This window comes from Thalassospira sp. CH_XMU1420-2 (genome assembly GCF_037029325.1).
GTDB lineage: Bacteria > Pseudomonadota > Alphaproteobacteria > Rhodospirillales > Thalassospiraceae > Thalassospira > Thalassospira povalilytica.
The window spans coordinates 767,637-779,663 of sequence record NZ_JAYMEG010000001.1 but is presented as its reverse complement, the minus strand read 5'-3'; the positions used below and the strand labels follow the sequence as shown (position 1 = coordinate 779,663).

General features: G+C 56.6%; 9 protein-coding genes. 5 read left to right on the top strand and 4 right to left on the bottom strand.

Annotated features, from left to right (window positions below; all coding sequences use genetic code 11):
• The first annotated feature begins 71 nt into the window (after positions 1-71).
• Positions 72-956: a hypothetical protein gene (locus WA429_RS03460; RefSeq protein WP_287464273.1), complete on the top strand. Its 885-nt coding sequence runs from the start codon at positions 72-74 to the stop codon at positions 954-956.
• Between the two features lie 10 nt (positions 957-966).
• Here WA429_RS03460 and WA429_RS03455 read toward each other — a convergent pair whose 3' ends face one another.
• Positions 967-2,040 (bottom strand): siderophore-interacting protein, encoded by a 1,074-nt coding sequence (locus tag WA429_RS03455; protein WP_287464274.1) that lies wholly within the window; start codon positions 2,038-2,040, stop codon positions 967-969.
• Between the two features lie 363 nt (positions 2,041-2,403).
• On the opposite strand from WA429_RS03455, the gene WA429_RS03450 reads away from it, so the two are divergent.
• From WA429_RS03450 to WA429_RS03435, 4 genes are all read left to right on the top strand, one after another.
• Complete coding sequence (locus WA429_RS03450) at positions 2,404-3,255, top strand: GNAT family N-acetyltransferase (protein ID WP_287464275.1); 852 nt, start codon at positions 2,404-2,406, stop codon at positions 3,253-3,255.
• Between the two features lie 527 nt (positions 3,256-3,782).
• Entirely contained in the window at positions 3,783-4,550 is a 768-nt protein-coding gene (locus WA429_RS03445; protein ID WP_101245518.1) for a motility protein A, read from the top strand.
• Between the two features lie 39 nt (positions 4,551-4,589).
• A complete protein-coding gene (locus tag WA429_RS03440; RefSeq protein ID WP_287464276.1) occupies positions 4,590-5,576 on the top strand; it encodes an OmpA family protein in 987 nt (328 codons plus the stop codon).
• Positions 5,577-5,646: 70 nt separating this feature from the next.
• A complete protein-coding gene (locus WA429_RS03435) occupies positions 5,647-7,134 on the top strand; it encodes a pentapeptide repeat-containing protein (protein ID WP_287464277.1) in 1,488 nt (495 codons plus the stop codon).
• An 8-nt stretch (positions 7,135-7,142) separates the two neighbouring features.
• On the opposite strand, the gene mutL is transcribed toward WA429_RS03435, so the two are convergent.
• The 3 genes from mutL to WA429_RS03420 form a co-directional block, all read right to left on the bottom strand.
• The gene (gene mutL / locus WA429_RS03430) at positions 7,143-9,101 is read right to left on the bottom strand and encodes a DNA mismatch repair endonuclease MutL (protein WP_287464278.1); all 1,959 of its coding nucleotides are present in this window, start codon (positions 9,099-9,101) and stop codon (positions 7,143-7,145) included.
• A gap of 121 nt (positions 9,102-9,222) precedes the next feature.
• The gene (locus WA429_RS03425) at positions 9,223-10,554 is read right to left on the bottom strand and encodes a M16 family metallopeptidase (RefSeq protein ID WP_287464279.1); all 1,332 of its coding nucleotides are present in this window, start codon (positions 10,552-10,554) and stop codon (positions 9,223-9,225) included.
• A 1-nt stretch (position 10,555) separates the two neighbouring features.
• The gene (locus tag WA429_RS03420) at positions 10,556-11,980 is read right to left on the bottom strand and encodes a M16 family metallopeptidase (protein ID WP_287464280.1); all 1,425 of its coding nucleotides are present in this window, start codon (positions 11,978-11,980) and stop codon (positions 10,556-10,558) included.
• Between the last annotated feature and the right edge of the window lie 47 nt (positions 11,981-12,027).

Below are 12,027 nucleotides of genomic sequence, written 5' to 3'. Positions count from 1 at the left end.
GCCCGACTGTCAGGGCATTTTTCAGGACCAGTTTTAGGATCACTTTCACGGCCATCCTGACTGTCCTGATCGTGCTTTGGTCTGGCGTCCCGTCCGCGGTCGCACAACAGATCGGTAACGCCCCGACGGATGGCGACATCCGTGACGAATTGCAGCGGTTTGGCAATATCGATCTGTTTGTTTTCAGGGATCGTGCGGCGTTTCTGGCGCGGATGGATGAGACACTGGGACTTGCCAATATCAAGGACCCAGACAAGACATTTGCCAAATTGCCGCGATCACCCTTTACCGTTACCGGTCAGCAAAATGGCCAACAGATTGCCACCTGTCAGATTTTTGTCCCGGAAAATGTCACCCCGCAAAGCGGCAACGAAATATTTGCCGAACTGATGCGTGGCTGGTTTGGGAAAAGATTGTCCTATGGCACGGATCCCGCCGTAACATATCGCTGGCTGATCTATCATGAGATCCGCCATTGCCAGCCCGATCATTTTGGCGGTGACGATATAGAAAGCCACCGCGACGAACGCGATGCCGATCTTTTCGCACTGGATCAAATTGCAACGGGTCAAAACCGTGACGGGCTGATCGCTGATATCATCGCATTTCGCATGATCACATCAGCCCTGTTTGCCGACCGGTCGCATATGACCGGCCTGTCGGTGCGCTATGCGCTGGACCCGACATCAGATGGCAAAAGCATCACGACAGATCAGGAAGTGGCAGCGTTTCTGGCAACACGTCGCATGATCGGCGCACATGCCAAGGCCATTGCCGCCAATGTCACGCCGACCAATCTTGAACTTGTCCGCGCGATTACCGAACTTCGCAGCGCCGCCGAGGCCGGGACACTTGCACCCGTCATCGCCCATGCGCCCGAAATCCTGATCGGTCTGGATGATGCGATTGCCCATTTCGCCCCCACCCTGCATGCCAGGGTGGCAACAAAACGTTAGGCCATATCGGTCAGGCCTGGTCGGTCTTGCGCCAGAATGTCATGGCCGTGCATTGATCACGCCCAAGGCCAAGTTCCTTGCGCCAGTAGGTGTGGATCGGCTTGTAATCGGCATTTTCCACACCGGCCCAGCAATAGATTGCACGACCATCACGCGGCACTTCGACAGCGCGAATTGCATCCTGAATCAGGCTGTGGGTGACTTCTTCGACACTGTCGCGCAGGATCCAGGTCACCTTGATCCCGCTTTTGGTGGCAAGCGGAATAATGTCATCCTTGCTGCCCACTTCGATCAGCGCATGGCCCGTCACATCGGCAGGCATTTCATTCAGATAACGCCCGATCGCCGGAAGGGCCGTTTCATCCCCGGCAAACAGCATCCAGTCAGAAGCCGGCAGGTCATTGCCAAGCGGCCCGGTCATCGCCACCAGATCGCCCGGACGCGCATGCAGGGCAAAGGCCGAACCCGGCCCGTTATCACCATGCATGACAAAATCGACATCCACCCAGCCGCCCGCAGCATCAATGTCGCGAATGGTATAGACCCGCTGTTCGACCAGATCATCACCGCTTGGCCAGACCGGCATGCCATTTTCAGCCAGCGTCGGCCATTTCGGCTGGGCCTTGCCACTTGGCGGGATCAGAAGACGGACATGAATGCCTTCCTGCTCATAGGCGCCCATATCGACCCCGTGCAGACGCAGGCGTCGCATATGGGGCGACAGATCGGTGATCGCGCCAACGGTCAATTCGCGAAAGTTCGGAAGTTTGCCGTTGCTTTGCCCTGCCCCCTTCCAGCGGCAGTCGAAACTGGTACCCGGTGCAGCACCCTGTTGAAGCAGTGAAATGATCGCGGCCTTCATCTGGACCACGCCGACCTCTGTCGTTGCCCCGACTTCCACATCAAGACCGTTTTCACGGCTGCACAATTTGATATGCCCGATCGATACCGAAATGCGCGTTGCGATGTCATCCCCCTGCACATCGCAATCATGACTTTTGTAATAGTCGGCAGTCTGCCGGATCAAAGCGGCACTTTCGGGCAAATTGATGCGGGTGGTTGCAGTCAGGATGGAGGACGGCATTGGGGCCTCGGCGCGATGGTGTTGGGATAAAACCACGGAGGCCTATTGATAATAAAAGTGATAGGCATTCTCAACAATATTTATCAGGATTTTTCCGCCACCGTGAAAGGCCGGGAACCAGTTGGTCCGCTTGGAATGGCTGCGTTCATGTTTGTGAAACCATGGTGATATCACGCCAAGCCTATTGGCATTCGCACAAGGGGTTTGACGTCGGCGTTTGCAAATATAAACTTCGATCGACCATTCAAACCAAATTAACCGGCCCTGCCCCGGCTCTGCCACTGGATGTTTATCCGACGATCCTGTAAAGGGACGGGCTTGTGACCCAGTTGATTATCGATCCGGAAGATTGAAGACATCGCCATGACAGACAAGATCCGCCGCCTGAAATCATTCGAATTCCCGCTGGCCGTTGAATGGGCCGCCAATGAGGGCTGGAATCCCGGACTTGCCGATGCCGAGGTGTTTTACAATACCGATCCTGACGGTTTCTGGAGTGCCTTTGACAAACAGGGCATGGCCGCGGTGATTTCCGCGGTTCAATACAGTTCCGATTTCGGCTTTGTCGGGTTTTACATCTGCCGCCCGGACCGGCGTGGATCGGGTCTTGGTTATAAATTGTGGCAGACGGTTCTTGATGACAGCGTCATGAAAACCATCGGGCTTGATGGTGTTGTCGATCAGCAGGACAATTACCGCAAGTCGGGCTTTGAATTTGCCCATCGCAATATCCGCTTTGGCGGGGTGGTCCATGCCAGTGCCCCGGCTGATGATGATCTGTTTGCCCTGGCGATTGATGACATCGCCGTTGTCGATGCCTTTGAGCAGACCTGCAATCTGTTTGCCGAAAGCCGGATCGAATTCCTGCGTGGCTGGATCGGCAATGACAACCATACGGCACTGGCCCTTAAAGGGCCGATGGGACTTCGTGGCTATGGCGTGATCCGCCCGTGTAAAGAAGGTCACAAGGTCGGGCCGCTTTTCGCAACCAATGCACAAGATGCCCGGACCCTGTTTGGCGCCCTTTTGCAAAACCGCGACAATCAGGACGGCAAGGTCTATCTTGATATTCCCGAACCCAACCAGGCGGCCCGCGAACTGGTCGATGACCATCAGATGATTGCCGAGTTCGAAACCGCGCGCATGTATAAGGGAGCAGCACCCAAGCTGAACCTTGATATGACGTTCGGCATTTCATCGTTCGAGCTGGGATAACCTGCCAGCCGGGTCATCATACAGCCGGGCAATTGGGCAATCGGGCAATAGGGCTGACAATAAAAACAGCCCCATCCAATCACGCGACCGCATGATCGCGGCGATACCGGCCATGCGCTGTTCAGGGCCGGTTTGCCAGACTGTGCCTACATCGCTTGATCAAGTCGGATTATCCTTACGGCGGGGTTGACCGCGCGGCGATTTCTGGCAACAAACATTTAATGCCAAAGGTATAGCATCCCCTAACCTAATGCCGTAATTTTACAATCGGGCGGCTCTTTTTGTTTGGTCCATTCCGCGCCGTAACGCAGGAAGTTATCGTTTGGTTCTGGAAAACAGGTTGTAGAAACCCAATTTTGAGGAGTGCAGCACCTAAAATCCTGCTTTTATGTAATGGGGTCAGTATGGACTTTAGAAATGCAACCGCACGGCAATTGAAATTTACGCCCGCTGCCGCGCGTTCTTTGCCAATTTTCATCAAGCACGCTTCGAAACAAAAGTTTTAACGCCGGATACAAATAACCGACATGGATATAGCTACACTCATTGGGATTATCGCCGGGGCTGGCGTTATTTTTGGCGCCATCATGATGGGCGGCAGCCTTGATTCTTTTGTTGATATTCCATCCGTCATGGTTGTGTTCGGCGGGACTGCGGCCGCGACCCTGATCAAGTTCCCGATGCGCGACGTCATAAAGTCGCTGAAAATCGGGGTGGGTATTGCATTCAAGAACCCCAAGGAAGACCCGCTTTCGATCTATGAAAAGGCCATCGAACTTGCCGGTCTGGTCCGCAAGAACGGTCTGCTGGGGCTCGAAAATGTTGAAGTCGAAAACGAAATCATGGCGCGCGGCATCCGCATGTGTGTGGATGGTCACAGCGGCGAAGTGATCAGAAGTTCGATTTCAAGCGAAGTGGAAAAATCGATCCAGAATGACGAGCTTGGCGAACTGATGTTCCGCGGGATCGGCGATACCGCACCGGCATTCGGCATGATCGGAACCCTGGTTGGTCTGGTGCAGATGCTGGCCAACCTTTCGGACCCGGATGCGATTGGCCCGGCAATGGCAATTGCTATGCTGACAACATTCTATGGCGCGGTTCTGGCCAACCTGATTGCGCTGCCGATTGCCGACAAGCTGGCCCTTAAGGTCGATCGCCTGCGCAACACCAAACAGCTGATCATTGAATCGGTCGTCCAGATCCAGGCAAGCCAGAGCCCGATGGTGATGAAAGAAATTCTTGGTCCATATCTTCCGGGTGGCGTGCCCGCTGATGCGGAAGACGGAGAATAAGAATGCTGTCATCTGATCTTCAGGTAGCGGTATAGACCCATGGCCAAGAAACCCGCAGCAGGCGCACCGGCTTGGATGGCGACGTTCGCCGATCTGATGTCATTGCTGCTTGTTCTGTTTGTTCTGTTGCTGACTTTTGCCGAGATGGATGTCATCCGCTACAAGCAGATCGCCGGATCGGTCAAAGCCGCATTCGGCTTTTCCAAACAGGACCAGTTGGCCGGGGTGATCGAACTGGACGGGTCGATTGTCGGCAAGTCGCTTAAGGCGCCAACCCCCGACAGTCCGCGCGTGGTTTCGGAAATTCCGCAGGCAGAAACCCCGAAAATCGAAATCGAGAAAACCGACACCAAGGAACAAAAGGCCGAGGCCCTTGAAGAAACGCTTGAAAGCGTTCTTGAGAATATGAGCCTGGAAGATCAGGTCGGCCTAGAACGCATTGACGGCGAAGTCGTGATCCGCTTTCCGAACGAGCTGGCCTTTCCGTCTGGATCATCGGGCATGACCGAAGAATTTGCCGCCATCCTCAATCGGCTGGCACCGGTCATCAACCAGACAGAGGGCGAAGTTCTGGTGGCGGGTCATACGGATAATATTCCGGTATCGTCTTCGTCTCCCTATATATCAAACTGGGACCTTTCCGCAGCACGTGCGACATCGGTTTTGCATTTTCTGATTGATCAGAACGGAACGGACCCCAGACGGATGGTTATTCAGGGCTATGGTGACAGCCGCCCGATCGCCAGCAACGACACCCCCGAAGGGCGGTCCGAAAACCGGCGTGTGGAAATCACCATCCAGATGGTCGAAACAAATGCACCCGATGGTGCAACAGGAAGCGGAGAAAGCGTAAACGATACTGATGCGACGGACTTTGATGCGCCCGATACCGGCAGTTCCGGTTCAGGAACCTTCAGCATCGACAATCCCGGTGCAGGCGGGGCGGGTAGCGGCACAGGCAACACCGCCGACACGCCGGGCTCCACATTGCCGCGGCGCTCGTTCAGCATTCCGTCCGCACAGTAACAATTACGCGCAAAAAGGCCGGACATTCCCGGGACAGGAACCGGCTTGCGAATAAGGGAAATCGCGGAACATGGCGAGCAAGGACAATAAAAACAAAACGATCCTGTATGCCGACTACAGTGAACGGAACATGCTTGCCGCCCGCGAAGCAATCGAACCGCTTGGCTTTGGCAATTTCATCCATTGCGACGACCGCGAAAAGACTGTCGAGCTGATCGGTGAAATGCACCCGGAGCTGGTTCTTGTCGGATTGTATCTTGATGGCATGCGCGGCATTTCGACCATTCGCGCCATTCGCGATTCCGGAAGCGACGAAAACCCGATCGGCCGCACGGTCCCGATCCTTCTTGGTGCGCCAAAACTTGACCGCCGCGGCATGCGCGATGCGGTCGATGCCGGGATCGAAGGAGTGTTTCGTCAGCCGATTGATCCCAAACGGCTGCGCAAGATCATTGAAACGGTCATGCGGTCACCGCGCCGTTTCGTTCTTAAGGAAAACTATTTCGGTCCGGCCCGGCCACAGGACATGATCCGGGCGGGTACCACCATGCCCAAAGCCCCGGCGACAAAGACCCCGTCACAGACCACCACCCCGGTCGAAGAAACCACCCCGGAAAATCCCGGCCGCCGCAAGCGTGACCGCATCAAGGCCGCAATGCTTGAAACCCCGCCTGTCGCCAGTGCAAGTCCTGCCCCCGCGCGTCGTCGGGCGGCGGTTGGCAAGCCGGCCACCGCCAAAAGCGCACAGCCCGTGGAAACCGTTGCCGATATCGGCGATGACAAATCCCCCCTGGCCGGAATGAGCGACACCATCGAAGTTGCCAATGTGCAGGCACGGCTGAATGGCAGCGGGCAGGTCTTTGATGACAGCGACCTTCCCGAAGTGCCGATCGCCCATGACCGCGATACCGGCCCCCAGAATATCGAAGCCGTACAGTCCGCACGCGAGGCATTGTCCCCGGTTATCGAACCGGCCACCGAAGAGCCCGAGACCGAAGAACCCGATGACGACCCGATCGAAACCGCAGCAGATGACGACAGCGAAGAGCTGGTTGAAATCGATCTGCATGAAGCCTTGATCAGTCACAAGCTTTGGGTTGATACCGGTGGCAAGGAAGGCACGGTCATGTCGATTGACCATGCCGATCTGCGTGAAGCCGAACTTGAAGGCATTGATCTGAGCCGCTGCGGCCTTCCCTTTGCCAGTTTCAAGCGCGCCAATTGCAAGGATGCGGTTCTTCGGCGCTGTAACCTGACCGGGGCCGATTTCATCGAAAGCAATCTTGATAGTGCCAATCTTGCGGCAAGCCGCCTTTCGGGGGCACGTTTCAATGATGCGATGCTGCGCAACACGGTATTTCTGGGATCGGATCTTTCGAATGCCAGTTTCCGGGGCCAGCATTTGCTTAATTGCGATCTGAGCGGCACCAATCTGGCCGGGACCGATTTTCGCGATGCGGATCTTACCGGCACGCGCGGACTGTTTGCCGAACAAATTCAGCGCGCGCGGGTCAATGCCAATACCCGCCTTCCCCGCAATCTTAAACTGCGTGATTAAGGCGGCCCCTATCGGCGGCCGAACATCTTTTCGATGTCATGAAGTTTCAGTTCGACATAGGTCGGGCGCCCGTGGTTGCACTGCCCGGAATGCGGGGTGGCTTCCATCTGGCGCAAAAGTGCATTCATTTCATCGGCATTGAGTTTGCGTCCCGAACGCACCGACCCGTGGCATGCCATGGTCGCGCAGACATACATCAGGCGGTCTTTTAGCGCCATGCCCTGCCCCAGTTCGGCGATCTCGTCGGCCATGTCACGGACCAGGGCGGCAACATCGACCTTGCCCAGCATGGCAGGGACTTCGCGCACCACGATGGCACCGGGGCCGAACGGTTCGATCACCAGTCCGAGTTCGGCGAATTCTTCGGCGCGGTCGGCAATGCGGTCAGCCGATGCTTCGTCCAGTTCGACCACTTCGGGCAGCAGCAATCCCTGACGCTTGACACCATTGGCGGCAAGATCGGCCTTCATCCGTTCATAGACAATGCGTTCATGGGCGGCGTGCTGATCGACAATCACCAGACCGTCGCGGGTCTGGGCAATGATGTAATTGGCATGGACCTGCCCGCGCGCAGCACCAAGCGGATGATCGACAAACTTGCCTTCATCGGCAATATGATCAATGCGGGCCGACGGTGCGGCACTGTCATAGCCGCCCGACAACGCCGCGGCCGCCGCCGCGGCAAAACCGTCACTGCCGGTATCGCGCGCATCATCCGGTGTCCCGGCAAAATCCCGCCCGCGATCAAACAGACCGCCATATCCCGCCCCGGAATCGACCGGGGACTGGGCGGCATAATTGCGTTCGACCGCCGCATGGCTTGGAATACTGGGTTGATACTGCCCGATGTTAAAGCCGCTGCCGCCACCGCTGCGTGCAGCCCCACCATACGGAAGTGAGGGTCCCTCACCTTCGCGGCGAACCGCCCCAAGTGCCATATCGGCAACCGTGGTCGAGGCCCGGTGCCCCGCCCCGGCCAATGCATGTTTGAGCGCCCCGACAATCAGACCACGGACAAGGCCCGGATCACGGAAACGGACTTCGGTCTTGCCGGGATGGACGTTGACGTCAACATCGCGCGGCGACAATTCAAAGAACAGCGCCAGCAACGGATGACGATCCCGCGCCAGGAAATCCTGATAGGCACCGCGCACCGCCCCCTGCAACAGCCGGTCTTTGACCGGGCGGCCATTGACAAACATGAACTGCATCTGGGCATTGCCACGGTTCAGGGTCGGCACACCGGCATAGCCGGTCAAACGGATGCCTTCGCGTTCGGCTTCGATCTGAAGGGCATTTTCCTGAAACTCGCGGCCCATGACAGCGCCAAGGCGTTTGAGGCGCGCATCAAACAGATCGCCTTCACAGGCCGGGTAATTCAGGATCGATTTATTACCATCGCCCGTCAGGGTAAAACCGACATCGGGCCGTGCCATGGCAAGGCGGTCCATAATTTCGCGCGCATACATCTGTTCGGTGCGCGCGGTCTTGAGGAATTTCAGACGCGCCGGGGTGGCATAGAAAAGATCGCGGACCTCGACCCGAGTGCCATAGGGATGGGCGGCCGGTTCCGGTTCGCCCTTTGCCCCGCCTTCAATGCTGAGCGACCAGGCATTTTCAGAGCCCCGCACCCGGCTGGTCAGGCGCATCCGCGATACAGAACCGATTGATGGCAATGCTTCGCCACGAAACCCCATGAACCCGATATTGAACAAATCATCATCGGGCAACTTTGACGTCGCATGACGTTCAACCGCAAGCGACAGTTCCTCGGGCGTCATGCCCTTGCCGTCATCAGTGATCGACAAAAGCGTCCGCCCACCATCACGCAGATTGACATCGACCCTGGTGGCCCCGGCATCAAGCGCGTTTTCAACCAGCTCCTTTAACGCCGCAGCCGGGCGTTCGACCACCTCACCGGCGGCAATCTGGTTGATCAGGTTCTGGGGCAGGACGCGCAGGGTCATGATGAAGGCAATGCTCGTGATGTTCGGATTGTTTATCTTGGTTGCCTTGAACCTATCAAAGCACAAAGCGCGGCGAAATCCCTTTCACCGCGCTTTGACATTTTTAGATGTGACTGACGGATCAGAAGGCCAGATCGCCTTCGGGTTTGCCAACCACGGTCACCGTCACATTGGCCGGGTCCATCAGTTCGGCGGCAACGCGGTTGACGTCATCAAGGGTGACGGCATCAACAAGGCTGTTGCGACGATCAAGGAAATCCATGCCAAGGTCTTCTTTCTGCATGCCGACCAGCATGCCCGACAGATTGCCAAGACTGGTAAAGCGCAGCGGGAAGGCCCCGGTCAGATAAGATTTGGCGTTATCGAGTTCTTCCTGGGTAACGCCCTTTTCCTTCATCTTGGTCCATTCGGTGCTGATCAAAGACAGGCTTTGGCCAATCGCGTCATTGCGCGTGGCAACCCCGCCCATCACCATTTCGGCATGGTCCAGATTGGCAAGGTAGCTATAAACCCCATAGGCAAGGCCACGCTTTTCACGCACTTCTTCGGTCAGGCGCGATGAAAAACCGCCCCCACCGAGAATGTAGTTCATGACATAGGCCGCATAGAAATCAGGATCGGTGCGTTTGATGCCCTTTTGCCCCCAGATTGCCTGGCTTTGCGGGATGTCCTGATCAACCACATCAAGACCACCAAAGGCCGGGGTCACATCAGGAGTTTCAGGAAGGTCACTGTGTTCAGGCAGACTGCCAAAGGCCTCGTCAAGCAGCGGGCCGAGTTCGTCGGCCGTGATATCACCGGCAACACCAATGATCAGATTGTCCTTTGCAAAGGCACGCCCGACGAAATTGCGGAAATCATTGGCATTGAGCGACGCAACCGTTTCAAAGGTGCCCGAAACCGGACGGGCATAGGGATGATCGCCAAAGATCGAGCTGAAGAATGTCCGGCTGGCAATGTCACCCGGATCATTTTCCGCCCGTTTCAGACCGGCAATGATTTGCGAACGGATACGCTCGACCGCCTCGTCATCGAAACGCGGTTCGGCCAAGGCCAGACGCAGAAGATCAATTGCGGTATCGCGTTCGCGGGTCAGCGTGGTCAGGGACCCGGAAACATCATCGCGACCGGCATCAAAGGTCAGGCTGATTGAACGGTTTTCCATCTCGCCGCGGAAAGTCTGACTGTCCATGGCGCCGGCCCCTTCGTCAATCAGGCCCGAAACCATATTGGCAAGACCAAGCTTGTCAGCCGGATCGGTTGCCGCCCCCGCACCGGTAAAGGCGATATCCATCGTCATCAGCGGGTTCATATGGTCTTCGATCAGCCAGGCGCGAATGCCGCCTTTGGAAATGACTTCCTGGACTTCGACCGCGTGGGCAGACTGGCTGATACCGACAAAGGTCAGGGCCGCAACGGCAAGACCGGCGGCGTGTTTCACGATCTGGTTCATATCAATGTACTCCTGCGCCGGAATCGATGGGCAGTGCCGGACCCCGGCCGGAAACCGGTCCGTCTTTTGGCGGCATCAGCCAGCCGGTGACAGATTGCTTGTCATTAAAGACGCGCTTGGCGGCGTCGTTGACCTGATCAACAGTGACCGCCGAAATCCGGTCCGGCCAGCTTTCGACCTGATCGACCGTCAGACCAACCGCAAGCGATTTGCCCAGAACACGTGCGCCTGCCGAAAGTGAATCACGGGCAAAGACCGCACTATCAAGCAACTTCTGCTTGGCGCGGGCCAGTTCGTCTTCGGTCACGCCATTGGCAATGACATCGGCAATCTGGTCATCGACCGCCTTTTCAAGATCGGCCAGTTCGACATCGTCACGCGGCACGGCATAGACACCAAAACTGGCAAGATCGACCGCAACCGGGTCATAGAAGGTCCCGACGCTGGTCGCGATGGCCTGATCAACGACAAGCGACTTGAAGAAACGGCTGGTGGTGCCAGACCCGATAATTTCACTGAGCACTTCAAGCGGGGCGGCATCAGCCGCATTGTCGCTGTGATAGGACGGCGCAAGGTAATAGCGCGACATCGATGCCTGACCAACGCGCGGATCATGCATGGTGACTTTGCGCGGGGCGTGCTGGACCGGTTCCTTGACCCGGTTGCGGGTCAGAACATCACCACGCGGAATTACGCCGTAATATTTTTCGGCCATGGGCAGCAATTCATCCATGGTGATGTCACCGGCCACAACCAGAATGGCGTTATTGGGTGCATACCATTTGCGATAGAAATCAAGCGCATCTTCGGTCGAAAGCTGTTCCATCTCGTTGCGCCAGCCAATAATCGACCGGCCATAGGGATGGGCCATGTAAAGACTTGCCCGCATCTGTTCGCCCAGAAGCGCACCGGGATTGTTATCAATCCGCGACCGGCGTTCTTCGATAATCACATCGCGTTCGGGCAGAACCACATCGTCAGACAGCTGAAGATTGGTCATGCGGTCGGCTTCCATCTTCATCACCAGATCAAGGCGGTCGCGTGCGATATTCTGGAAATACCCGGTATAGTCCCAGGTGGTAAAGGCATTGTCATTGCCGCCATTGCGCGCAACAATTTTCGAAAAGTCGCCCGGGGCAATGTCGTTGGTGCCCTTGAACATCAGATGTTCGAGAAAATGGGCAATGCCCGATACGCCAAGCGGCTCGTCGGCCGAACCGACCTTGTACCAGACCATCTGGGTCACGACAGGCGCCCGGTGGTTTTCCACCAGCACCACCTGCATGCCGTTATCAAGGGTCGCTGTCTGGGGGCTGAAGACCGCGGCTGCGGACATATTCGGGATCAATGCCACCATGACCGCTGCCAGCAAGCCGGCAACTGTATGGTCGCGCATCGAGATTACGGAAAGTCTTGGAATTCTCATTACGTCATCCCATTCGATATCAGGCGTCTATCCCGAATTTCTTAAAA